A 26,504-nucleotide genomic window follows, 5' to 3' on the forward strand; every position below is an offset into this window, starting at 1 on the left:
AGGGCCCGGCAACTATAAGATTGCTGGGAGTTCTGAGCAACTGGGGGCGCTATTTCGGCGGCGCGCTGTCTGGATGCTCTTCTGAGTGTTCTCACGATTCTCAAAAAAAACGCCCCTCGTGCGGAGGGGCGTTTACTCAAGGCGTCATTTACTTCACCTGATTATTTTGCCTGGACGGGCATCGTCACCGGCATTGCGCGGTTGTTGCCGTCGGTCGGAATGGTTCCGGTAATTTCCATTCGCTCACCGGTTTTGGCGTTCCAGAATCCTAACAAAATCTTTAGGTCGCCGGTCTTCCATTTTCTGGGGACTCGGATGACCTGTTTGTCGGCGATGATAGTGCCAGGCTTCCAATCCTCAAGCGGGAACAGCCCTTGAGCGGGGGCGTGGTCCAAGTTTTTCATCTTTCCGGGGCCTTCCAGATGAACAAAGAGCTTTAGATCTGGGTTGAGCTTCTTAACTGCTTCAAAATACCAGGTCACCGTGAATCGACCTCCCGGTACGGTGCTCTCGGCCGTAATATCGTAGCCGCGAAGCTTCACGACGTCGCCAAACTGTGCGTCGAGTTGATGCTGGACGTCGGGCAGACTCTCGAAGAGCACATCCTCGGCGATTCGCTCGGCGTGTGAGCGATGCATGCCGATAATCTCACGGCGCCAGTCCAATAAATCGCGCCGGAGTTCACTCAGATCGTCTCGGGAATTCGCGATATCATTGCGCTCGTCGGGGTCCTCGCTGAGATCAAAATACTCGTCCGGTTGGCTATCGAAGTGATGAATATATTTTTGGTCGCCGATAATCTGGGCCATACACCGGCGCTCGTACCAGCAATTAATGCGCATCGGTCGCTCTTCTTCGACCTCGAGGATAGGCATTCCAGGGAAGTCACCATCGAGCACTTCGTAGCCAAGTCTCTTGATGACGCTTGGGACGACATCCAAATGGTTGACATTATATTTTACCCGCCGGGGCTGCGGGTCCTGCGGATCGTAGATGAGAAATGGCACGCGCACGCCTTCCTGATAGATCACATTATCGTGCTGAAAGCGGTCATGCTCGCCGAGGCCCTCGCCGTGGTCGCCGACGATCACAAAAATCGTGTCCTCATAGAGCCCCAATTCCTTAAATTGATCGAGGACGTTCTTAACGAAATTGTCGACGTAGTGAATCGTGTTCAGATAGCGATTCAGCAGGTCGTCTTCGGCATAAGGATGGCGCCCATAGCGTCGAGGCGCCAGATATTGATGGTGCGGCGTGAGGGTGAAATAGGTCGCAAAGATGGGTTTATTCTTATTTGCCTCGAGCCATTTGCGGCTCGGCTTGAGCATAATATCATCTTCGTAGCCGAAATAATTCGCCTTCTCGAAGCCCTTCGAGTCCAGCTCATTGCCCGAGATGAACTCGTCGAAGCCAAAGTTCTCGACCAACTGGTAGCGGTTCTCGAAGGTCCCAACCGCCGATTGGATAAAGAGGCTCGAATAGCCTTGCTCTCCAAGCAGGTCTGCAAGGCAGCGCCCCGGGATATTCCCCTCGATGGCTTCAGTAATCGGCATATGCAGGTTTGGGGTGATGCCGCATAAGATCGACGTGAGCGCTTTCGACGAATGTGGTACTTGGACATATGCTTTTTCCGCCACAGTCGAGCGCTTCGCGAGCTCGGCCAAGAACGGGGTTGTTTCCAGCGTCTCATCGTAGACGGTCATCGCGCTCGCGCGGGTCGACTCCAATACCAAAAAGACGACGTTTCGCTGCTTATGCGCTCCGTTATCTCCGCCAGTCTCGCGAGGCTTGAGGTGGATGTCGAGGGTCGTCGCCTTGGCCTCTTCGACGGTGCTCATGGATGAGCTGAGCGCGGCAATTGCCGTGACGGCAATGGTGGGCGTCGTCGCGCGCGCGTTGTGCGTCGCCTGGCTTGAATAGGCTGGAAGCGTGGAGGCGAAGATCAACAAAAATGAAAGCACTGCTGTTGGCAGCAGCGGTAGGTTCTGTTGAGCCGTCGCGTCCTCGTCTTGAGCATGCCCTTTAGTGGCCAAAAAGCTTCGAATCAGCCAGGGGACGCAGAGAATCGAAACCGTGACAAGCGGCACCGCGATATAGATCCAGAGGGGAACTTCGCTGCTGATGACCTCCGCGTTGTCGCTCAGGTTTCCGAGCGAAAACGCCAGAAGATAATAGTCGAGCACCGACCCGGTCGTGATGAAAAATTGATGTCCGGCGACCTCGAAAAATGCGATGATGGCCCACAATACCTGCATTACGAACAATGCAACCGCTCGCCCGGAGCGAGCACGCATAAAGCGCAGAAGAGCCAGTCCGCCCGCGGCGAGTCCAAGGAGCAGAAATACCTCCGACTTGAGCATATCGAGGCTGCCCAAGAGCCCGCGCGAAACCTCATCGCCGGCGAGGCGAACCAGGTTCAACACGAGGACCAATATCGCCCCGGGCAGCGCCGCTCCCAGAAGATATCCCCATTCCAAAGAATCGAGTTGCTTCATATATTTTTGCAATGACATCGGTGACACGACTTCGAAGGTTGGAATAGTGAGACTCGGGGGGCTTCAGAAGCCCTCGGCGGGCCGCCAAAGTTGAAGATGGCAGCCAGGCGCAGTTTCTAGAACGGGGCTTTGACGCGTTGCAAGTATATCACGAAGAGAGCAGCGCGATTTTGATTGTTAAATACCGCAAAATCGGGGCAAATGCTAATATTTTCGGGGGATTGCAGGGAGGGGAGGGCGCAGATATGAGCGCCCCGAAAACTCGGAGCGCTCGCATTAAGTACAACTTAGCAGCAGCTCTTCGCCGGCTTCTTCGCCTCGATGGCCGCCGAGCGGATATACTCATCGACCACATGTCCCGGGGCCCACTCGCGGATGAACTCGCGGCTGTCGCCCTTGGGCGCGATGGAGATATCGACGAAGCCTGCGTCCTTGAGCATCGCTTCGAGCGCGTCGATGGTGCTGGCGCCGGAGACACAGCAGGAATAGAGCTCGGCGTCATCGAGCATCTCCGGCGGGAACTCCGCGGTGGCGACCACGTCGGAGATGGCCAGGCGTCCGCCGGGCTTGAGCACGCGCATCGCCTCGGCGAAGACCTGCGGCTTGTCGGTGGACAGGTTGATTACGCAATTCGAGATAATGACGTCGACCTTGCGGTCGGCCACCGGCAGGTGCTCGATCTCACCGAGGCGAAAGTCGATATTCTCGGCGCCAATCTTCACGGCGTTTGCCCGCGCGTTCTCGACCATCTCGGCCGTCATATCGACGCCGATGACCTGGCCGGTTTCGCCGACCTGGTTCAGGGCAAGAAACGCGTCAAACCCGGCGCCCGCGCCCAGATCCAACACGGTCTCGCCCGGCTGAATCGCCGCGATGGCCGACGGGTTCCCGCAGCCCAGCCCGAGGTTCGCGCCCTCGGGCACCGACGCGGCTTCTTCTTTGGAGTAGCCCAGGCGCTCGGCGTGGATATTGGCCAGCTCCCGCTCAGACTGCGCCCCTGAGCAGCACCCAGAGCTCGACGGCGTCGCGGTCGCGACATTTCCATAGGTCTTTCGAATCTGCTTGCGGAGCTCTTCTTGCTTGCTCATATCGACTTCCTCGTGGCTATTTAAGGGCCATTGTTGGCTTATATAATCAATGCTTGAGTTGAATAAATGGACGCGTTGTGCTCGACCGGTGCGATAGCGCAATCCGCATTCCGGGCGCAACCCAAGGCGATAACAAAGTAGGCGCCAAATTCATTCAACTGCTCTTTGTCCGCGAACTCTAATGCGCGCTGTCTGGTTGTGAAGTCAATGGATATTGATTAGAAAAATGCTCTCGATAATTCCCATGCCCAAAGGGTTGGTGAGATGACAGAGTTTTTCCAAATCGCGCTTTCACTGCCGACCGTCGTGTTCAGCGCGTTGCTCGTGGTGCTCTCTCTGTATTGGGGGCTGGTGGTTCTGGGCGCGCTCGACCTTGATTTTGCCGATGTTGACCTCGATTTTGACGTCGACACCGACCTCGGCATTGAGATGGGCGTTGATATTGGCAGTGATGTCGACGTCGACGCGGGCGCGGAGGCGCCCAGCGCGAGCCTGCTGATGAGCGCGGCGAGCGCGCTGGGGTTGGGCGTCGTGCCGGTGACGGTGGTGGTAAGCATTATCACCCTCTTCGCCTGGCTCTTTAGCTTCACCTCCGTCTATTATCTGACGCCGCTGCTCGGCGACGGGGCGCTGGCCGCGCTGCTATTAGGCGTAGGGAGCGCCGCGCTCTCGCTTATCCCCACGGTGCTCGCCGTGAAGCCTCTCAAGCATCTCTTTCACACCACCGAGGGCCCCCAGGGCGGGCGCGCGCTCGTCGGCACTGTCTGTGTGGTCTCGACCAGCCGCGTCGATGCGCGCTTTGGCCAGGCCACCGTCGAAGACGACGGCGCCGGTCTTATTTTGCCCATCCGCTGCGAGGACGTGTCTAACGGGCTGACGCGTGGCTCAAAGGCGGTAATTATCGACTTTGATTCGAGCGATAATAGTTATATGGTCGAGCCATATGATGTTTTTTTGGGGACGGACCGCTCCAATAAAGGGCTTGAATTGGCGCAGAATATTTCGCGCGCGTTTGATGAATCCGACGCTCGGGCCGAGGCAGAAGTCGCGGAAGTCTCAGAGCAAAATATCCCGGAAACGATGCCTCAAAAGGGCGCATAACCCGGGTTTGGCAACCACTTACAGAACCCACCGCGCGCTCGATTCGCGGCGGCGCTAGAATTTACAAAAACAACACACGGGTAAACGCATGGATATGGAAGCTTTGGGAGCGATGGAATTTGGCCTGCTATTTTGGATCGTGCTCGCCGTGCTCGGGCTCGCCGCCATCGTGGCGATGGTGATGCGCTTTTATATCAAGGTCGACCAGGGCGAGGCGCTGATCGTCAATACGCTCAGCGATATCCGCGTGACCTTCAGCGGGGCGGTGGTATTGCCGATTATCTACCGCGCCGAGATCATGGATATCTCGCTCAAGACGGTCGAGATCGACCGTCGTGGTAAAGAAGGCCTTATCTGCCAGGATAATATCCGCGCCGACATCAAGGTCACCTTCTTCGTGCGCATCAATAAGACCCGCGAGGACGTGCTGCGCGTCGCTCAGTCGGTCGGCTGCAAGCGCGCCAGCGACCAGGACAAGATCGAGGAGCTCTTCGTCTCGAAATTCTCCGAGGCGCTTAAAACCGTCGGTAAGCAGCTCGATTTCGTCGCGCTTTACCAGGAGCGTGTGCATTTTCGCGAGAAGATCATCGAGATCATCGGCCAGGACCTCAACGGTTATGTCCTTGAGGACGCCGCCATCGACTTCCTTGAGCAGACCCCGGTCGAGAGCCTGGACCCCAACAATATCCTCGACGCCCAGGGCATCCGAAAGATTACCGAGCTGACGTCTGAGCAGCGCTACCGCACCAACGAATTCTCAAACAAAGCCAAAAAGGATATCGGAAAGGACGACCTCGAGACGCATATGGCGATGCTCGAATACGCCCGCCAGGAAGCCGAGGCTGAAGCCAAACAGCAGCGTGAAGTCTCCGTCGTCCAGGCCCGCGAGAAAGCCGAGGCCGAAGAGCTGACCGCCAAGGAACTCGCCCGCGCACAGGTCGCCACGCTTAAGGCGCAGCAAGAGATTGAGGTCCAGGCGATTAACAAATTGCGCGAGCAGGAAGTCGCCCAGAAAAACCGCGAGCGCGTCATCGCGGTCGAGCACGAGCATGTCGAAAAAGAGCGTCAGCTTCAGATTATCGCGCGTGAGCGGGAGACCCGCCTGCAGCGTATCGAGGCGGATAAGGAGGTCGAGGCCGAGAAGAAGAATATCGCCGAGATCGTGCGCGACCGCGTCGTCGTCGACAAGACCGTCGCCGAGGAAGAGGAGCGCATCAAGGATCTGCGCACCATCGCCGAGGCCGATCGTCAGAAGAAGGTCACCATCACCGCCGCCGAGGCCCAGGCCGAAGAGGCGCTGGTCAAGGATATCAAACAGGCCGAGGCCGCCGAGGTCGCCGCGGGTTTCCGCGCCAAGCAGCGTGTCATCGAGGCCGACGCCGAGGTCGAGGCCGCCGAGCGCACCATGCGCGCCAAGAAGCTGCTCGCCGAGGGTGTCGAAGCCGAGGAGGCCGCGCTCGGGCTCGCAGAGGCGCGCGTCAAAGAAGCCGACGCGCAGGCCAATGAGAAGCAGGGTATGGTTGATGTTCGCATCAAGGAAGCCGAAGCGCTTGCCATCGAGAAGCAGGGCATGGTCCAGGTGCGCTTGAAGGAAGCCGACGCCGAGGCAAACGAAAAACAAGGCATGGTCGAAGTGCGCATCAAAGAGGCTGACGCGCTGGCCACCGAGAAGCAGGGCATGGTCGAAGTGCGCATCAAAGAGGCCGACGCGCTCGCCAAAGAACAGCACGGGATGGCCGATGTTCGCGTCAAAGAGGCCGACGCGAAGGCCGTCGAGATGCAGGGGATGGCCAGCGCCAACGTGCTCAAGGCCCGCCTGTTGGCCGAGTCCGAGGGCTTGAGCGAGAAGGCCGAGGCGATGAAGTTATTCGACGCCGAATCCCTCGCCTTCGAGCAATTCCAGATGAAGCTCGACCTGGACCGCGAGCTCGGCATGGAGCAGCTCGCCAAAAATGTTGACATCGCAAACGCCCAGGCCGGCGTCTTCGCCGAGGCGCTTAAGGCTGCCGACATGACCATCGTCGGCGGTCAAGAAGCCTTCTTCAAGAGCTTCACCAACGCGCTCACGGTGGGCAAAATGGTCGAGGGCTTCCTCGACAATAGCCCGACCGCTCAGAGCGTGGTCGAGCGCGCCATGGAGCATTTTACCGGCCCCGCCAAGTCGAGCGCCACGCGCTCACAGGATCCAAACGCGAGTCATATCGATCCCGACCTCGTGACTGATTTGACGCCCGGAGAGTGATGTCGAACTCGGAGAGTAGCACCGCCCCGCCCACTGAGGCGGGGATTGAAGGCAGCAATTACGATATCATCCGGCGCCGCCTGGAAGACCAGGCCCAGGAGTTGCGCCGGCGCACCGACGCCCTCAACGACGCGCGCGCCGCCAAATTCGGCGGCACCGAGATGAGCGTGGTCGGCCAGGAGCGCGTGCGCACCGAGCATAATTGCGTCCCCCGCGATATCGTCAGTATCGGCCAGAAGCTGCTCTTCGGCTATAATGTGAAGATGGGGCTGAAGACCAAAACCGAGGTCGCCGACGTCTTCACTTTGCATCATTTTAGCCGTGAAAAAGACCCCGACTCGGCGGCGACCTTTCAGCTCAGCCCCTTGCCCGAGGAGACCTCTGATAATTTCCTAAGCGACCCGAAATTCGTCCAGAATTTCGACGAGCTTTATAATTATTATAAAGACACCCGCCTCGCCCAATTGCTGCGCGTCGAGGGGCGTTTGCTCGCTATTTTTCAGGTCGGCTCAACCCTTGGGGACCGGCGCGTTTTGCGCTGGGGCCTCGACGCAAACGACGATATTCAATACCTCGACAACGCCGGCGACCGCGACCTTAAGTTGCCGGATTCCCACGACTTTGACTGGCGCGCGCTCGGGCGCGAGCATCATGTCCTGGGCAAGAATCCGCATATCAGCATCATCGACGAAGTCTTCGTTGAGACGGTCGGCGGCGACCTTACGATCAAGGTCGAGGACAACACCGCCGACGGCCAGGGCATCTACCGCGAACCCGTTGAGGATAAACATCAATCGCTGGGCGACGCGGAGTGCTATTGGGCCAAAGTCGGCAACCTGATCCTCATCAAAATCCTGCCCTATCGCGAAGACAAATGGCGCTACTTTGTCTTTAATACGCTGACCAAGGAGGTCGAGCGCCTCGACGCCATCGGCCAATCCTGCATCCAACTCCCCGAGGAGCAGGGCGTCGTTTTTCCCGGCGGCTTCGTCCTCTCCAACGGTCGCGCGCGGCGCTTCGACGGCGAGATTGAGGGCATGCGCATTCACCAGGTGATTCGGTCGGCCAACGGTGAGGATGTGCTCTACGTCTTCTATCGCCCGCAGGACGGCAATTATCTGTTGCTGGCCTATAATGTCATCCGCAAAGACGTCCAAAATCCCATCAATTGCCAGGGCTATTCGCTCTTTGAAGACGGCACGATGATCGTCTTTCGCTTTCAGGGCGACGAGCCGACCCGCGTGCATCCGATGCAAATCTGGCAGACGCCTTTTGTGGGCGACGAGTTCGCGGCGAGCCAGCCGCAGGATGATTCGCTGCTCTCGAATATCGGCAATCCCGAGCTCGTGCGCGGCATCTCCGACGCCTATAGCCTTGCCGGCATGGTCGATGAACTCGCCGCGTCGATGCCCGTCTACGAGGCGCTGATCGCCAGCGCCCAGCGGCTCATCGACGGCTACTTCTGGCTGAGCGACGCCCAGGTCGGCGACCTCGCCAGCGTCGCCCGCGAGATGGTCTCGACCGCCGGTTTGGTCATCGACGAATTCCAAAAAGTGACCGTGCTCCAAGAGAAGGCGCGCGACGCGATCGTCGAGGTCGAGAGCGCTCAGCGCGAACTCTTCACCGACGTGCGCTACCAGGATTGGCGCCGCATTGAGCGTTTTGTCGACGGGTTGGGGCGCCTGCGAAAGCAGCGAGGTCGCCTGATCACGCTCAAAGATACCCGCTATATCGACGTGGCTCGCCTCGACGAGCTCGAGGTCGAAGTCACCAAGCAATACGACCAATTGAGCAAGGCGGCCGCTGATTTTCTACTCGACGAGGAGGCGCTTAAAACCTATCGCGACGGCCTCACCAAGCTGGAGTCGGATCTTGAGACACTTGCCGATACCAAACGCGGTCGCGAACTCGAGGAGCAGCTCAACGAGATCAACGCCGGGCTCAATCTTTTGACCGAAGTTGTCAGCACTTTGCAGGTCGACGACCCGACGCAGCGCACCAAGATTTTGGAGAATATCGGCGAAGTATTGGGCCGCCAAAACCGCGACCGTGCGCGACTTCAACGCCGCCTCAAGGAACTCGCCGAATCCGAAGGTCGCGCTGAGTTTGGCGTGCAAATTCAACTGTTTAGCCAGAGTATAGCGAGCGCCCTGGGCATCTGTAATGAACCTGAGGATTGCGACGAACATCTCACGCGTTTGATGGCCCAACTCGAGGAACTCGAAGGCCGCTTTAGCTCTTTTGATGGCTTTTTGACCCAATTGGCCGAGAAGCGCGACGAGCTCTACGAGGTCTTCGAATCCCGCAAACGCGCGCTTGTCGAGGCGCGCCGGCGCCGCGCGGATAATATGGCCGCCAGCGCGGACCGTATCCTAAAAGGCGTGGTTCGGCGCGCGTCGAGCCTGAAGTCGGTCGAAGACCTTAACGGCTATTTCGCGGCTGACCCGATGGTCATGAAGGTGCGCGACCTCGCCCAGAATCTGCGCGCGTTTAACGAGGGCGTGCGCGCCGATGATATCGAGTCGCGCCTGCGCTCCGCTCGCGATAAATCCGCGCGCCAACTGCGCGATAAGATTGATCTTTTCGCCGGCGGCGACGACGTCATTCAATTCGGGCGCCACCGCTTTAGCGTGCACACCCAGAAGACTGAGTTGACCCTGGTGCCCCACGCCGACGCGATGGCCCTGCATATCAGCGGCACCGAGTTTTTGGAGCCCCTGGAGGACCCTGAATTCGAGAAGACGCGTCCCTTCTGGAGCCAGGCGCTGATCTCGGAGACCGACGAGGTGTATCGCGGCGAATACCTCGCCGCCTCCATCCTCTTTGCCGCCGAGCAGCACGAGCACGACCTTGATATGGGCGTGATCGAAAAAATGCGCGTCGAGGGGCGCATGGAGAACCCGGACGACCCGGCTAAATTAAAATCATTGGCCCGCGACTTTATTAATCGCAACTTCAATGACGGCTACGAGCGCGGCGTGCACGACGAAGATGCCGCCCGCATTTTGGACGCGTTTTTGGGGCTCTACGCCAGCGCCGGCTTGCTGCGCTTTACCCCCGAAGGCCGCGCGCTCGCGACCCTATTCTGGGCGTATTCGACCTCTTCGCATATCGATAAAGAAACCCAGGAATCTCGGGACCTTATCCGCAGTCGGGACCATTGGCGCACCCGGGCGCTCAGCCTGGGTCGCCTGCGCGAAAGCCTCGGCCACGCCGAGCCGATTCAACGTCTGGGCGAAGACCTGGCCGAAGCAATCGAGCCCTTTGCGCGGCAATTTGGTGATTTCGCGGGGCGCACCAAACTCATCGCCGAAGCGGGCGAATACCTGGCCGAAGAGCTCGTCGACCAGACCCCTCGTTTTATCGAGAGCAGCGAGGCCGCAGCGCTTCGAGATAAGTTTTTAGGCTTCCTCGACCAGAAACACGCGCGCCTCGATTTCGACGCAGATCTGGCGGCGCTGGGCGATAATGTCAGCGCGAGTTGGCGCCTCGCGATGGCCTGGATTGCCGGCTTCGCGCGCACCCACGTCAAGGAAGATGTCGAGCATCTGTTGGCCGAGGTCGCCGCGTTGATCCTCTGCGATAAAAAGCTCGAGCGGCAGAGCGCAGAGACCCGAACCTCGGTCGAAATTACCGACCTCTTGGGCGACCATCCGCGCATCCAAAAGGGCAAGCTCCTGCTGCGTCTCGACGAGTTTTTGACCCGGCTGCGCCGCTATTTCGCGGTGCAGGTGCCCGGCTACCGGGCGTATCGCCAGGCCAGCCGCGATATCCTGGCGCGCGAGCGCCTGCGCCTGCGCATCGATGACCTCGAGCCGCAGGTCTTCGGCGGTTTCGTGCGAAACCAACTCATCGACAAGGTCTACTTGCCGCTCATCGGCGATAACCTGGCCAAGCAGATGGGTACCGTGGGCGATGATAGCGGCAGCGCGCGCAGCGGGCTCCTGCTGCTTATCTCGCCGCCTGGCTACGGTAAGACGACGTTGATGGAGTATATCGCCGACCGCCTGGGCGTGATTTTTATGAAGATCAACGCCCCGGCGTTGGGTCATAATGTCACCTCATTGGACCCGGCCGAGGCCCCAAACCTCACCGCCCGCCAGGAGGTCGAGAAGATCAACCTCGCCCTTGAAATGGGCAATAATGTCATCCTCTATCTCGACGATATTCAGCATACCCACTCGGAATTTTTGCAAAAATTTATCTCTCTTTGCGACGCTACTCGCCGCATCGAGGGCGTGTGGAAAGGCAAGCCCAAGACCTACGATCTGCGCGGCAAACGCTTCGCGGTCATCATGGCAGGAAACCCCTATACCGAGTCCGGCGCGCGCTTTCGCATCCCCGATATGCTCGCCAACCGCGCCGACACCTATAACCTGGGCGATATCCTAAGCGGCAAGCGCGACGTCTTCGAGATGAGCTATATCGAGAACGCGCTGACCTCGAACCCGGTCACCGCGCCGCTGACCCGCCGCGAGCGCGGCGATATCGCGCGCTTCCTGAAATTGGCCGCCGGAATGCAGATCCCCTTGAGCGAATTCGACCACGCGTATTCCTCGGTGGAGGCTGGCGAAATCGTCAATGTTTTGAAGAAGATGAACCAGATCCGGGACGTCGTCCTCAAGGTCAACCAGCAATATATCGAGTCGGCGGGCAAAGAGGATAATTACCGCACCGAGCCGCCGTTCCAATTGCAGGGTAGCTATCGAAATATGAATCGGATGGCGGCCAAAATCGCGTCGGCGATGAACGACGCCGAGGTCCAGGCGCTCATCGACAATCACTACGACCAGGAGAGCCAGACGCTCACCAGCGGCAGCGAGCAGAACCTGCTCAAACTCGCCGAGCTTCGCGGCACGATGACCGAGGGCGAGCGCGCGCGTTGGGAAGAGATCAAGGGCGAGTATCGGCGGCGCAACCAGCAGGGCGACGAGGACCCGATCGGGCGGGTGGCGAGTCAGTTGGGTGATATCCGCGAGGTGCTGGAGTTGGCGACGCGCTCGGCGAAGAAGGGCGCGCCGAAGCTTCCTAAACCGCGCACGAATACACCGGATACGAGCGGCCAGCCGGCGGAATAACGAATCCAACCCGAAAAAAGCCCGGCCTCTCGAATCGAGGCCGGGCTTTCTATCGAGCGGCGTGGAGTCTTATTTTAGTCCGAGACCCTTCTTAACGCGCGCTCCGTAGTCTGGGTCCGCGGCGCTGAAGTGGGCGAGCTGGCGGCGTTGAATTTCCTCGGGGACGCCAGCCATCGCGGCGACGATATTGTCGGCCAAGACCTGTTTTTGCGACTCGCTCATCAGTCGGTAGAGGTTGCCGGGCTGTGTATAATCGTCGTTGCCCTCGCGGTGGTCATAGGATTGGGCGAGGCCGTCGAGCGCCAGCGCCGGCTCGGCGTTTTCGGGGCTCTCGGTCGGACCGTTGAAGCTATTGGGCTCGTAGTTGACGCCCGGGCCGCCGTTGTCGCCATAGGCCATCACGCCGTCTCGCTGGTAGTTATTCACCGGCGACTTCGGCCGGTTGACGGGCAAATGCTCGGCGTTCGCGCCGATGCGGTAGCGGTGCGCGTCGCCGTAGGCGAAGATGCGTCCCTGGAGCATGCGGTCCGGCGAATAGCCGATGCCCGGGACGACATTGCCCGGCGAGAACGCAGACTGCTCGATCGTCGCAAAATAGTTCTCCGGGTTGCGGTTGAGCTCGAAATAGCCCACGTCGATCAGCGGGAAGTCCCCATGCGGCCAGACTTTGGTTACGTCGAAGGGGTCATAGGAGGTCTGCTTGGCCTGCTCCTCGGTCATCACCTGAATCTTGAAATTCCAGCGGGGATAATCGCCGCGCTCAATCGCCTCATAGAGGTCGCGCTGGTGCGTCTCGCGGTCCTCACCGACCCGCTCGGCGCCCTCGGCGTTGGTCCAATTCTTGATGCCCTGGGCGGTCTTAAAGTGAAATTTGACCCACACGCGCTCGTTATCGGCGTTGATGAGGCTATAGGTATGGCTGCCATAACCGTTGATATGGCGGTAGCTTGTGGGCAGGCCGCGGTCGCTAAATAGAATGGTGACCTGATGCAGGCTCTCGGGGCTCAAAGACCAGAAATCCCACATCGCCGTCGCGCTGCGAAGGTTGGTCTTGGGGTCACGCTTTTGGGTGTGAATAAAGTCGGGGAATTTGAGCGGGTCGCGCACAAAAAAGACCGGCGTATTATTGCCGACCAGATCCCAGTTGCCCTCTTCGGTATAGAATTTGAGCGCAAACCCGCGCACGTCGCGCTCCGCGTCCGCCGCGCCGCGCTCGCCGGCCACCGTCGAGAAACGCGCGAGCATCGGCACCTCTTTGCCGACCTCAGAAAAGACCTTCGCCCGGGTGTATTTGCTAATGTCGTGGGTAATCTTGAGCGTGCCAAACGCGCCGGAACCCTTCGCGTGGACAACCCGCTCCGGGATGCGCTCGCGGTTGAAGTGAGCGAGTTTGCTGAGGAGATGGTGGTCCTGAAGCAATAACGGTCCGCGATGGCCGGCCTGCAAGGAGTTCTGATTGCTCGCCACCGGGCTGCCGGTCGCTGTGGTAAGTTTTTGAGTTTTCTTGTTTTTTGCGTCCGTCATGCTCATCTCCTCACATCTAAGATAGGATTGGCTCACCAAATAATCGTGTGCTCGAACTCGGCACAGTCGCCCGTATAACAATCGAGACCCGGTTATTATTGCAGCTTTGCGGGGCCGTAGCGGGGCAGGTGAGAGTGTGTGGTGGGACTTTAAGCGATGAGCCGATAAGTTTCTAGCTGCGTCCGAAACAAGCCCGGAGCCAGACCCAGCGGGTCTGGCTCCGGAAGGCGACGCAACACGAATGCGGAGCCAGACCTTCAAGGTCTGGAAGACCAGCGTTTATCAGCCAGACCCAGAGGGTCTGGCTCCGGAGGGCGACGTAACACGAATGCGGAGCCAGACCTTCAAGGTCTGGCAGATCAGCGTATATCAGCCAGACCCAGCGGGTCTGGCTCCGGACGGTGGCGGAATGACAAATCATTCGGAGCCAGACCTTCAAGGTCTGGCAGATCAGCATTCACTAGCCAGACCCAGAGGGTCTGGCTCCGGAAGGCGACGCAACACGAATGCGGAGCCAGACCTTCAAGGTCTGGCAAACCAGCGTATATCAGCCAGACCCCGAGGGTCTGGCTCCGCATGTTGAATCGCCCGCCGAGGCGATCATATGGGGCGAATCAGAGCCCAAGGCGCTCGGCCACATAATCGACGTCTTTATCACCGCGTCCCGACAGGTTGACCAAAATATGCTGATCTTTGGCCAGCGTCGGCGCGACGCGCATCGCCCAGGCGACCGCGTGGCTGCTCTCGAGCGCCGGGATGATGCCCTCGGTGCGCGACAGCGTCATGAACGCCTCCAGGCATTCGACGTCGGTGGCGTTCTGGTAATCCACGCGGCCGATGTCCTTGAGGTAGCTATGTTGCGGCCCGATGCCGGGGTAATCCAGGCCGGAGGCGACCGACTGGACCTGGCCCGCCTCGCCGTCTTCATCGGAGATGACGTAGGTCTCCATGCCGTGGAGCACGCCGGGTTTGCCGAGCGTAAGCGTCGCCGCGTGGCGGCCCGGCTTGTCGAGGCCTTCGCCGGCCGGCTCAACGCCCACCAGATTTACGTCATCGTCCAAAAACGCGCTGAAGATACCGATGGCGTTCGACCCGCCGCCGACACACGCCGCGACATGGTCGGGGAGCTTGTTGAGCCGCTCCATAAATTGGGCGCGGGCCTCGGTGCCGACCACCGATTGGAAGTCGCGCACCATCTTGGGGAAGGGGTGCGGGCCGACCACCGAGCCGATGGCGTAGAACATATTTTCGGGGTCCTGCAGATACGCCTCAAACGCGCTGTCCACGGCTTCTTTGAGGGTCGCCGCGCCCTGGGTCACCGGCACGATATTGCAGCCCAGGATCTTCATCTTGGTGACGTTGGGCGCCTCTTTTTCGATGTCGACCTGCCCCATATAGATCTCGCAGGGGATGTCGACCAGCGCGCAGGCCGTGGCGAGCGCGACGCCGTGCTGGCCGGCGCCGGTCTCGGCCAAGACCTTGGTCTTGCCCATATATTTGGCCAGCAGCGCCTCGCCCAGGCAATGGTTGATCTTATGGGCGCCGGTGTGGTTGAGGTCCTCGCGCTTGAGATAAATCTGGGCGCCGCCCAGTTTTTCGGACAAGCGCCGCGCGTAATAGATCGGGCTGGGGCGGCCGACATAGTCGGCGTAGAGCATGGCCAATTCGTTTTGGAAGTCGTCGGTCTTGCGGATTTCCTCGTAGGCCGTGTTGATCTGGTCCATCACCTCTTTGAGGAAGGGCGGGACCACCTGGCCGCCGTAGTCTCCGAAATAACCGCGTTCATCGGGCATCTGCGCAAAATTCTTTTTTTCCGTCATGGCGTACTTCTCTAAATATGATGTTTGGGGTGTTAAGGGAGCGGGCATCGTCAGGGCGACGGCGCTCACGCAAGGTTGGCAGGGAGAGCGTCCGGCAGGACCCGGACGAGCTAACCTGCAGCGATAGCACGCCTATTCCCTGAAAAGAAAGTCATATTCCTTCGCCCACCCTCCGCCGAGCAGGTGATCCATCGCCGGAGGCGCGACCTGACCCTCAGCCAAGCAGGTCATCCATCGTCGAGGGCGCGACCTGACCCTCAGACGAGGAGATGATCTATCGCCGGGGGAGCCGCCTGACCCCCAGACGAGGAGATGATCGATCGTCGCGGGCGCGTCTCGGCGCCGTCCGAGAATATCGTATATCTCTACGGGTGCGGGTGACCCCCCGGGCGAGGGGGTCGGGTATCGCAAAAATGGGGGTATACCCCCCCGGCCGACGATGGATCATCCCCGCTCGCCGGGGGTAGGGCGGGGGCTCGGCGATGATCTATCGTTCGTTTTGAGCCTAAATTGGCGAGCGGGGGGATGCTCGATATGGGGCGCTGAGGGTGATCAGCCAGCCGACGGTGCGGGCGCGGGTTCCGCCGGTTGCTCGGCGAGCTCGAAGAGCAGGTCGCGGAACTCTTCTTTGGTGATGGCGCCGAAATATTTTTTCAGGGCCTCCTCGCTGACGGACTCCAGCAGCACCTCCTCGTGGTAGGGCTGGCCGGTCAGGTGGGCTTCCAGCTTCTCGACCCCTTCGGAGCCGAAGAAATCCCCGTAGAATTTACACGTGTCGATGGTTCCCTTTTTGATATCGAGCCTCACCTCGATGCCGCCGAAGGGGTATTTTTTATAGTTTTTATAGCTAAATTGCGGCGCGCGCCCGTAATTCCAATCCCATTGGGAGTATTTCTCCTCGTAGAGCGCGTCGATACCCGAGAGCTCATCCTCGCTCAGGACATATTCGGTGGGCTCTTCGCCGGCGAACTCAAAAATATATTTGAGCAGCAGCCCCTTGAACTCCTCGATGGTGATGCCGTCGGCCAGATAATCCTTGATATTGGTGACCCGGCTGCGCACCGACTTGATGCCCTTGGACTCAATCTTATCCTGCTTGACCGTGAGGGCCTTGGAGAGCACGTCGAGCTGGGTGTCAAAGAGCAGGGTGCCGTGGTTCAGGGCGCGGTGGCGCCAGATGGACTGCGCGATGCCCGAGAATTTCTTGCCGTCGATGGTCATATCGTTTCTTCCCGACAGCTCACCGAGCAAATTGAGGCGTTTTAGCGCGTTTAGGATGGGGATATTATATTCGCGGAAGTTGATCTCGTCGTAATTCCCGGTGGCCTTGATGATGGAGAAGTTCAGGTTCCCCAGGTCGTGGTAGACCGCGCCGCCGCCGGTGATCCGCCGCACCACCACGATATCGTGGGCCTTGATATACTCGGTGTCGACCTCTTCGAGGGTGTTCTGGTTTTTGCCGACGATGATGGAGGGCCCGTTGACCCACAGGATGACGTAGTCCTCGTCTTTGGGCAGATTTTTGAAGCAATATTCTTCAAAGGCCAGGTTATATTGGGGGTCGTTGGACAGGTTTTGGATATATTTCATGGGCTTGGTCCGAATTATTTTAGGCGTAAATTGGAGTAGTTGGCGGTTTGCTGGGATAACCCAAATGGCCCGGGAGGGCGAAAGAAACCGCCATTCCGGGCCATCGTCGCGCTTGAGAACGCTTTTGACAAGCAATTGATTTCGGCGGGCTTAGCCGTAGACCCCGAGGCGCTCGGGCAGGCCGGTGTGGCGCACCATCGAGGTCGCCGCGCCCCGGGCGAATAGCCCCGCCGGGTCGAGCAGGGTGACCGATTTTGAGGCGCGGGTCACCGCGGTATAGAGCAATTCTTTGCTCAGCAGCGACATCGTCTCGGGCGGCATCACCAGCGCGATATGCTTGAACTCGCTGCCCTGGGATTTGTGCACGCTGGTGGCAAAGGCGTGCTCGAGTTGGCCGCTTATTTGAGCCAGGGAGATAACGCGCCAGCCGCCGTCGGAGCGGGGGAAGATGACCTTTCGGCGCGCGTTTTTACCGCTGCGCGAGACCTTCGCCACCAGCCCGATATCGCCGTTAAAGATATTGAGGTCGTAATTATTCTGGGTGACCATGACCGGCTCGAGATGCATAAATTTGGGCGCGTTCTTAGGCCGGCGATCCGGGTCCGAATAGGTCTCGAAGAAGCGCTTGTGCAGGGTCTTATTGATGGCGCGCGCGCCGGTCTTTGAGACCTGCGTCAGGCAGAGGATTCGCGCCCTGGCGTGGTGTTCAAACACACGCTCAATCGCCTCGGTCGTGGCCGCGTCGAAGCCGTCCTCGCCGCGCTCAAACTCGGCGCGCGCCGGCATCTCATCCTCCTGAAACACGACGAAATGCTCGAACCAGGCGCTCAGGAACGCGTCGAGTTTTGCGTCCTCCTCGAGCTGCGCCACGCCCTCGGGGCGCGCGAGATAGGCGTTCAGGTTCTCGGCCGAAACCATCGACTCGAGGTGCGTCTGGACCGACGCGGTGTTGGCCTCGGTGCAGGCCAGCACCGCCCGGGCCAACTCCAGGATTCTCTTGCCGCCCTGGTCGTTTGCGTCCATACGATAGCTATGCTCAAGGCGCGTGGTGAAGGCGCTCATGACGTTCTTGGGGGCCGGCCCGTCGGCGGCCAGCGCGTGGGTGGGGGCGCCTTCGATGAGGTCGCGAAAGGGCTGTCCGCCGCCCACCGGCGGGAGTTGGTCGGCGTCGCCCACCAAGATAAGCCGCGTCTCCTCGCCCAGCGCGTCGACCAGGGCGTGCATCATATCGAGGTCGATCATCGACGCCTCGTCACAGATGACGACCTTCGCCTCCAGCGGATTCTTCTTATTTCGTCGGAAGATATCGCGCCCCGGTGAGTATTCGAGCAGGCGGTGAAGGGTGCGAGCCTCGGGAAGATAATGCTGTAATTCCAGGTCTTTGAGCGGGACCGCCGGGGCCGGGCCGTCGGCGCGAAGCGGGTTTTTGTCGAGGGAGTTGAGCTGCTCGAGCGCCGATTCGCGCATGCGATAGGCGGCCTTTCCTGTGGGCGCGGCCAGCGCGATATCGCCGGGCTTGACGCCCATGCGCACCAATTGGCGCAGAATCGTCACGATAATGGTGGTCTTGCCGGTGCCGGGTCCGCCGGTCACGAAGGCGAGGCGCGAGCGCGTCGCGAACTGCGCGGCCTGGGCCTGCGCCGGGTTCAGGCGCTGCTCCTGCCAGTCGCCTCCATTCCAAAAATAGGTCGGGTAATTGGCGACTTCATCGAGGCCGTCGTCGACATTCGTGTCGACGCTCTTTCGGCTGAGCTTCATCAGGCGCTCGGCGAGGGCGTCTTCTTTTCGCAGCATCCGCTCGCTGGTCAGCGCGCGCCGCTCGGGCGGGCCGCAGATAAGGAGCGGGCGGTAGGGGATCTCTTCGCCGCGCGCCATCGGGTCGACCCTGGCGAGGAGCGTGGCGAGCTGCTCGTTGCTCAGCAATTGGCCGGGGTTCGACCCGCGAATGGCGGCGATTTCTTTGGCCGCCGACAGGAGTTGCTCGGCGTTCGGGGGGATGGCCGCCTCCGCGCTTCCCTCGCCGCGGGCGACCTGTTGGAGCAGGTCGTGGAGGCGCCCCAGCAGCGTGTTGAGGTAGCTCGCGTCGGTCTCGGCGCCCTCGGGAGCCAGCGGCACGCGCGTGCTCCCCTCGCTGATCGACACCAGCAGGGCGAAGACGATAAGCGTCAGCCCAAGGCGGTCGTCAGCGTCGAGGGCGGCCTCGGTGCTCACCAGATATTTGGCCGTCCAGACCAGGGTCGGATCGATATAAAGCTTGCCCGAAACCTGCGCGATGGCGCTGAGCACCGCGTCGGTGCTGTCGACCTTCGAAGCCTGGTCGTATTTATGTCGGAGCGTGCCGCTGGGGAATAATACCGGGGTCGAACTCATGAGATTTCCTTGCGCCAAAACATCTATTCAAGATTCAAAAATGCAGCGAATAACGGCCGAATTTGGGCTCAGCTAAAGACCGGGAGCGGCCTATTCCAGGTGTCCGGGTCTTCGACGAGGCTGTTGTCCCACGCGCATAATTGCGCCCATGTCGGGCGACAAATCGCCACGCCGTATCCAGACGGCTGCTCAGGCGACATCGCGCGCAGCATCAAATAGAGGCAGCCGCCAAAGCGGGCGTCGTAGTCCTGCGCGTTGGTGATGCCGAGCATGCGCACCATGGCCAGGGTGTAGATGCGGGCCTGCAGGGCGTAGGCGTCGTCGAGCGATCTTGCGACGGCCTCGGGACGATAATCTTTAAGGAAATTCGACTTCCAATCGGCGATGAACACGCGGCTGTCGCCGCCCACACCATGTTCGAAGGTCAGGTCGATGGAGCCCTTGATCCAGCCGCGCTCAATCGTCGGCGCGTCGTCTGGCCACCGGGCAAAATCGAGGTTTTCCTGGGGCATCGGGAAGTGAAAATCGATCTCTTTGGCGATCTTCGTCATCGGGATCTCGGCGATGGCCACCGGCTTGTCGAAGCCCGGCAGCGCGAGCGGCGTGCGCAGGGTGTCGAAGAGAATCCGCGCGCTATAGGGCGTAAATTCGGGGCCGATGCGGTCCGCCTTTGAGCGCTGCTCAAAGACGTATTTGACCTCGTCGAGCGCCAGCCAGGCGTCGACATCGTCGCACCGGAGCGCGCTGGAATAATCGCTCAGATCCTCGAGCACATTATGCAAAAAGCTGCCGTAGTCGGTGCCGCCCCAGGGCATCGGGGTGTCCGCGCCAAAGCGTGGGTCCGGCGCAGGCGCTGCGGGCGAGTCGGGCTCGTCCTCGTGGGTCTTATCTGCGCTGGGGGCGTCGTGTTTTTTGACGCTACTAAAGGCGGTGAGTTGGCGGCCTTTTTTGCGCACGCCGGCCCAGTCAGGCAGGTCCTGCGTGATCGCTACGTCGGTCTCCTGGGCGGCATCCCAGTCTTCTCTGGTCACCTTCTTCGAGGGGCGGCTGTCGGGGTGCACATAGCCGGGGTTGAATTCAATGAATTTTATGAGGCTTTCGGGGAGCGATTTGTCCTGGTGAATACGGTCCAGGCTGCGCACGAGGGCTTCGTGGCGACCACCGCGGCCGTATTTTGCCTCTGGTCCGGCGTGACACAGATAAAGCCGCGATTTCGCGCGGGTGATAGCCACGTACATCACGCGCTCGCTATCCCATTGAGCTTGTTGATTAACCCGCGTCTTTTGAGGACTGTCGTTTCCGCCGAGATAGTCTTTTGAGACGCTTGTGAGGGTGACGCGCTCCGCCTCCGCTGCGCTCGGGTCATCGCTATTAATAAAGGTCGTGATGCCGCTATTTCTGCTGCTGAATCCGCCATAAATAAAGACAACTTCGGCCTCGAGCCCCTTTGATTTATGCATGGTCATGACCTGAACCGCGGGGCGGTCGGTCTCCAGGCGTTGCAGGTCCTGGTCATCCTCGCCGTCGCTGCCCTCGATTTTTCGGGCGAGCCAACCGATCAGGTCGTCCAGGCTCTTGTAGCCCTTGGACGCCTCTTCGCCCAAGGTCTCCAGGATATGCTGATAATTTGTCAGCGCACGCTCGCCTCGGCCGAGTAAAATCTCGCGCAATAGGATGCCGGAGTCATCGGCGATTTTTCGAAATAAGCGGGTGAACGCGTGCTCCTGAGCAATCTCTCGCCACTCATAGAGCAGCGCCTGGGCGCGTTCCCCGGCGTCGCTATCGTCGAAATCGGCGAGCTCGCGGATGGGGATGGCGAAGAAGGGGGTTCGGTATGCGGCGCGGCGCGCGGCGCGCAATTTGGGCTGGGCGATCGCCTGGAGGAGCGCCAGAATATCGAGCGCCTCGCCGGACTCGTAGAGCCCTCCCTGGCGGTAGAACGAGTAGGGAATCCCGCGCTTGTGCAGCAATCGACCCATCTCGCGCGACTCGGCGTTGGAGTTGGTCAGCACAAAGATATCGGAGGCGTTGACCGGCCTCGAACCCGACGCCTCTTTTTTATCGGGGACTTTGAATTGCCCGGCGCCCCATAGGATCGATTCAATTTCGGCGAGCATCCAATCGAGCCAGCGCGGGGCGATCGTCTCTTTCTTGTCGCCTTCATTGATGCGCAGCGCCGTGATGGCCGGGGAGGTGATCGGCGCATCGTTCATATCTCGAACGACGCGGTCTGTCTTCGGATTCGGTTCGACCGGATTCTCGTAGGTGATCTCGGGGTTGGTGAAAAACGATCGCTCCTGCGAGCCGTCCATATGCTTAAAGATCGCATTATAGGCCGCGACCATCTCGGGGGTGGAGCGATAATTATGCTCGAGCACGACGCGGTTCGAAACCGATGCGGTGTCGTCCGACTTCGGGCATATTTCGTTCACCGCGCGCAAATAGGTCCAGACGTCCGCGCCGCGAAATTTGTAGATCGCTTGCTTCGGGTCGCCGATTAAAAAGAGGCGGTGGGAGTTCGTTCCCTCGACGAAAATAGTGCGGAAGATCTCCCACTGAACGGGGTCGGTGTCCTGAAATTCATCGATCAGAGAGTATTTATATTGCTGGCGCAGCGCGTCCAGAAAACTCTTATTTGACGCGGGGTTGTCGGCCTTCGGTGAGAGGCTCTGGCCGACCAATTCGAGCATATCGTTATAGGTATAGAGCCCTTCGCTTTGCTTTCGCCGGCTCATCTCGTCGGCGACGGGTTTGAGCAGGTGGCCAAGGATGTCGGTCTTCCAGCCGGGGGCCGCCTCCTTTATATCTTTGGCCTTCGTTGTGGCCTCTATATTTTGAAACAATAAATCAGGGGCTCGAAATGCTTCGGGCATATTTTCTGAGCGAGTGAGGCGGCCATTGCTCGAATAGACCTCCTGCAAACCTTTAGCGAGCGATTCGATTTTACCGCCGACCTTCGGGTGCAACCACGCGTCAAACCAGCGCTTTAACTTCGGGTCCGTGGAGATTTTTGTTCTTAGAATATCCTCGTAGCATTCGGCGAAAAGCGCCTTTTCATCGACCAATTCCAGGTCAAAGAGCTGGTGGTTTTGGAAGGCGTTCTCGGTGAGGAGTTTTTGGCAAAAGGAGTGGATCGTGAAAATCTCGGCGCGGTCAAAGCCAAGAACGGCCTGGCGAAGTCGTTTGGCCCCGTCGGGGTCGATAACCCAATGGGGGATGTCTGCGGCGCAGGATTTCGAAGCATCCTGGGCCTCATATTGGGCCAGGATTTTCGTCAAGATCTCACGGACGCGGCGGCGCAATTCGGCCGTCGCGCGGCGCGTAAACGTCACGACGAGGATCTCTTCGATGGCGCATTCTTTGTCCTTGTCCAAGAGGAGATCAACGACCAGGTGCTCGAGCGTATAGGTCTTGCCCGTGCCCGCAGAAGCCTCGATGACCACATGCCCTTCGCTGGAAATATCATTCAAGATGCTGGGTTTTTCGTAGCGTATCGAGATCATTTTTCACTCCATGCGAAGAAGGGGAAGCGGGCGTCGAGTCGGGCCGCGATCTGGCCGTCGCGGGGGGCCTCAAAACGGGCGTAATCCTTGATGGGGCCGTATTTTGAAGCGATGGAAGTGCGCTCGCTGCTCAACGCTTTTTCGAGCCAGTCCTGGAGGTGTTCACGGGTGCAATCAGCAGGCTTCATATTGGGCTTCTCGGCCGCGAACTCGATGGGCAGCAGATAGTCGTGACACTCGCAAAGCAGAGAAGTGACGAGTTCTTTTAGATACTCGCGTGCGTCTTCTTTCGACCAGTTCGGCGCTTTCTTCGAGAATCGCGGGGCCGTTTTCTCAGATAGTTTATGGCTATTGTTGACCATCAACCGAGTCGCTGACGGATGCACTCGACCGGCGGCTGTGGCGACTGCCCAACTCATAAAACTTCGTGCGATATATTTGCCGCGCGGGTAGGTGCCGGTGCCTGTATCAAAGGTGAGATACAAATCACCCGATTCTGACGAGAGTTCCGTCCTGCCGGTAATCTCGACGTGAACGATCTCCGGCACACCGTCGCGTTCCAAGTCTAGGTCGAGATGAATCGCGTCATATTTTTCGGCGCATTCATCCGAATCGACGCCGATACCAATGGGAGAGAGTGGGGCTTTGAGCTCAAGGACATCAAAGTTTCGCCACCACGCATTTAAGAGCTCTAGATGGGCATCACGGTTCGACGATAAGAAATGACCGCTCGGCAGTTGGGCGCGCAGGGGCATCTTGGGCAGGAGCGTTTGGGTATAGGTTTCTTCGAGCTTGTCAGCGTCTGTGCCAGTAGCCAACGCTTTCGTGACGACTCTCTTGAGCGCGATGGCTCGATAGAGCCGATTCGCCTCCAACGGCTCGCGCTCCGCCGCAAAAATATCGTCCTCATCCTCGCGCAACCCAAGCTGGACGCTGGCGGCCGCCTGCAGCGGCGACTCAAGAAATTTGCGCAGATTCGACAGGCTGATACGCACCCGTCGCGGCTCTTTCGTGGTCTCTTTCTCCGTTGGTTGCGCAGGTGCGCTAGCGCTGTTTTTCTTGGCAATTTCAGAAGGCAACGCAGCCAATTTGAGTTTTTTGCGCATCGTTGGGGTTAGCTTGAGCGGGGAGTCGTCGCGGCGAAGCTCGTCGAGGGTCGGGAGCGTCGGTGGTTTTTGAGCATTCTCGGTCGTCGTTAAGGTCTCGCGAAGCGCCATGATTTCGCGCTCCTTAAACGCGATCGGGTGCAGGTTCGAGTCGTCTGCGAAGAGCGACGCGTCGTAGCGGCGCAGCGGCTGAATGGTGGTGAGGGCCTCGCTGCTGTGGCCGAAGCGACCCTGGAGCACCCAGCGCAACTCGTTGACCACGGACGAGGCGTTGAGGGGCTCACCGGTGGTGGCCTCGCGGGCGACCCAGGACAGCGTGACGCCCTGGCGTGCGGCGAGCAGGGTTTCGAGGAATGCGTAGCGGTCGCGGTCGGAGGGTTTGAGGTCGCCGAGTTGCGGGTCGGCCAGGCGCAGATCCAGCGGGTCTAGAATCTCGGGATTCGGGAATTGGCCTTCGCCAAGGCCCACCACGAAGACGTGTTTGAAGGGGATGGCGCGCGCTTCGAGCAAGGTCGAGACGATGACGCCGCCGCAGAGATAATGGCTGCCGCTTTGGCGCAGGTTTTCGACGGCGTCGCGGGCGAATTCGTTGAAAATTCGGTAGCTTATCTCGCCGTCGATGGGGCAATTCGCGCCGATGGAGCGAATGGCTCGGCAGGCGGCGCTCAGGTTTCGGCGGTCTTCTTTTCGCCGGTCTGCAGCGTCTTCTTCGTCCTGCGTGCTGACCTGCAAATAGGTGCGTAAATAGTCCTCGACGATGGTCGCCCATTCCTTTGCGTTGCGTTTGGTGGGGGCATCATCGGGGCCACGCAGCCAGCGGGCATCGGCCATGATGGAGCTCGCGAGCGCGACGAAATTCGAGGTCGCCGGCGAGGCGGCGTCGCTGATTTCGAGGGGCTGATATTGGCTGCGGCCCATCTCAAAGAGCTTGTCCGAGCCGCTTCGCTCACCGCGCAGGAAATTGCCCAGCACGACCCGGCGAAACCCCTGGTCCCAATTATAGAGATCCCAGCGATGCTCACTCTCGTCGCTAAGGTAGCTATCGGCCTGTTCCTCGCGGCTCGCGGCGTAGAGGATGCCGAGTTGGTCGCACCACTGGGCCCACTGGTCGATGTCCACCTCGTCGCTGCGCCCGCGCAGGTTCGGGTGGACAAGGAGTTTTAGCAATTCTGAGCGGCGAAAGCGGCTAAATGGTAGTTCGAGCAGGAGTTTGGCGGCGTCCAGGAGGCGACCGCCGGTGGTCGCCGGCAGCCCGACTTCGTTAAACGGGAGTCGATGAAAGCTGCGAAAAGCCTCGCCGAGCTGGACCTGGTAAGATTCCTGGTCGGAGCCGGCGATGAGGACGGCGATTTCGTCCGGCCGCAGGTCTTCGTCGTCTCGCAGGAGCGTCCAGATCTCGTTGGCCACCGACTCGACTTCGCGGGCGATGGAGGGGCATTCGACAAAGCGAATACCCTGCGCGGCGTCGGCCTGCTTGGCGGGCGCATCGGCGCTGGCGATGATGTCGGATTGCAGCGCGCCGAGCAGATTATCCGGGGCTTCGGAGGCCGCCTCGCTGCGCGTGATCTCAGCCGATGTGGCGGCCCACATCTTTGCGTGAATGCCGCCCGCGCTTGCCCATTGGCGCAGCAGCGGGTGGTCGTCGTCGCCGAGTTCCGCGTCGCTTCCCTTCGCCCATTTTTGGGCGGGAGTGAGCGCAAAAACATGAACATCGGAGTGTTGGGCGAGGAGTTGGGTCGCCTCAACAAAGACCCGCGCGATATAGGGAAAGCCGACCATATAGACGGTCTTTGGCATTGCTTTGTCTGCGCTGATTTGCGCGGCCCCAAATGCCTCAAAAGCCTCGGGGAGCGTCATATAGGGTGCTTCATGGTTGGCCGCGCCCCTGGCGTTTAGCTGCGAAATAACGCCGCCCTTGCCGAAAACATGCGTCCAAAGCGCGTGCTGCCACACCTCGATGGGGTTGTCGGATTCAAGGTCGGCGCGCTTACTCCATGTAACGAGCAGGGGCGCGGGTTCCATCGGCGGGCCAAAGACCGGGGCAGAGCGCGAGAAGCTATATTCGACAAAAAGTCGGGCGAGCTCGCCGGTGATTTGGTAGAGGCGAAGTTCGCGCGCAGCCTCGTTGGGCTTAGCGTCGCTGCCGGTCGTCACGTGCAGGTACGCGCGCAGCGCGTCGCATTTCGGCAGCGAGGCCGCGTTTGACTCGCCATTAAAATAGGCGTCCTGGAGCACCTTGATGAGGATTTGTTGGAGCTGCTCGGCGCTCAATATTCGGGGCTTCGGCGTGGCCGGGCCGCCGGTCGCCGGAGACAATTTGTCGGCCAAATATCCGCGCAATAGATGAAAGCGAAGATTAGGCGTGACGCCTAATTGGCGCGCGATCTCTTGCTCGAGATAGGCCTGCATCGTCAGGCTGGGGACGATGATATCGAGCGGCGAGAAGAGCGATTCGGTGCTCTGAAGTCGCGGCTTGAGTTGTTCGGAGAGGGCGCGCGCAAGCGCCGGAAGACGATAAGCGTAATGAAGACTTAAGCCAGTCATTTAACTCCAGTAGCCGGTTGAGCGGCCCCCGTGCAGGTGAACA

At 59.7% G+C, this 26,504-nt stretch carries 11 protein-coding genes; 3 read left to right on the forward strand and 8 right to left on the reverse strand.

Going from position 1 to position 26,504, the window contains the following annotated elements; translation table 11 throughout:
- Positions 1-161: 161 nt before the first annotated feature.
- Entirely contained in the window at positions 162-2,495 is a 2,334-nt protein-coding gene (locus tag DN745_RS03550; RefSeq protein WP_162687429.1) for an LTA synthase family protein, read from the reverse strand.
- Positions 2,496-2,782: 287 nt separating this feature from the next.
- Positions 2,783-3,583, reverse strand: coding sequence for an arsenite methyltransferase (locus DN745_RS03555; RefSeq protein WP_111337518.1), 801 nt, complete (start codon positions 3,581-3,583; stop codon positions 2,783-2,785).
- A gap of 264 nt (positions 3,584-3,847) precedes the next feature.
- Between DN745_RS03555 and DN745_RS03560 the strand changes: the two genes are divergently transcribed.
- The 3 genes from DN745_RS03560 to DN745_RS03570 all read left to right on the forward strand — a co-directional run bounded on the left by DN745_RS03560 (position 3,848) and on the right by DN745_RS03570 (position 12,004).
- Positions 3,848-4,684 (forward strand): hypothetical protein, encoded by an 837-nt coding sequence (locus tag DN745_RS03560; RefSeq protein ID WP_111332252.1) that lies wholly within the window; start codon positions 3,848-3,850, stop codon positions 4,682-4,684.
- Between the two features lie 94 nt (positions 4,685-4,778).
- A complete protein-coding gene (locus DN745_RS03565; RefSeq protein ID WP_204355078.1) occupies positions 4,779-6,926 on the forward strand; it encodes a flotillin family protein in 2,148 nt (715 codons plus the stop codon).
- Positions 6,926-12,004 carry a DNA repair ATPase gene (locus DN745_RS03570; RefSeq protein ID WP_111332254.1) on the forward strand — a complete coding sequence of 1,693 codons (5,079 nt, stop codon included), beginning with the start codon at positions 6,926-6,928 and terminating at the stop codon, positions 12,002-12,004. The genes DN745_RS03565 and DN745_RS03570 overlap by 1 nt, the downstream gene beginning before the upstream one ends.
- 69 nt (positions 12,005-12,073) lie before the next feature.
- Here DN745_RS03570 and DN745_RS03575 read toward each other — a convergent pair whose 3' ends face one another.
- The 6 genes from DN745_RS03575 to DN745_RS03600 form a co-directional block, all read right to left on the reverse strand.
- The gene (locus DN745_RS03575) at positions 12,074-13,528 is read right to left on the reverse strand and encodes a catalase (RefSeq protein ID WP_111332256.1); all 1,455 of its coding nucleotides are present in this window, start codon (positions 13,526-13,528) and stop codon (positions 12,074-12,076) included.
- Between the two features lie 614 nt (positions 13,529-14,142).
- Entirely contained in the window at positions 14,143-15,348 is a 1,206-nt protein-coding gene (trpB, locus tag DN745_RS03580) for a tryptophan synthase subunit beta (protein ID WP_111332258.1), read from the reverse strand.
- A gap of 552 nt (positions 15,349-15,900) precedes the next feature.
- A complete protein-coding gene (locus tag DN745_RS03585) occupies positions 15,901-16,938 on the reverse strand; it encodes a lipoate--protein ligase (RefSeq protein WP_111332260.1) in 1,038 nt (345 codons plus the stop codon).
- 150 nt (positions 16,939-17,088) lie between these two features.
- Positions 17,089-19,308: an exodeoxyribonuclease V subunit alpha gene (gene recD, locus DN745_RS03590; RefSeq protein ID WP_111332262.1), complete on the reverse strand. Its 2,220-nt coding sequence runs from the start codon at positions 19,306-19,308 to the stop codon at positions 17,089-17,091.
- Between the two features lie 68 nt (positions 19,309-19,376).
- Complete coding sequence (locus DN745_RS03595; RefSeq protein ID WP_111332264.1) at positions 19,377-22,811, reverse strand: UvrD-helicase domain-containing protein; 3,435 nt, start codon at positions 22,809-22,811, stop codon at positions 19,377-19,379.
- Positions 22,808-26,461, reverse strand: a complete 3,654-nt coding sequence (locus tag DN745_RS03600; protein ID WP_111332266.1) for an exodeoxyribonuclease V subunit gamma — start codon at positions 26,459-26,461, stop codon at positions 22,808-22,810. The genes DN745_RS03595 and DN745_RS03600 overlap by 4 nt, the downstream gene beginning before the upstream one ends.
- Between the last annotated feature and the right edge of the window lie 43 nt (positions 26,462-26,504).

Source organism: Bradymonas sediminis (assembly GCF_003258315.1).
Classification (GTDB): Bacteria; Myxococcota_A; Bradymonadia; order Bradymonadales; family Bradymonadaceae; genus Bradymonas; species Bradymonas sediminis.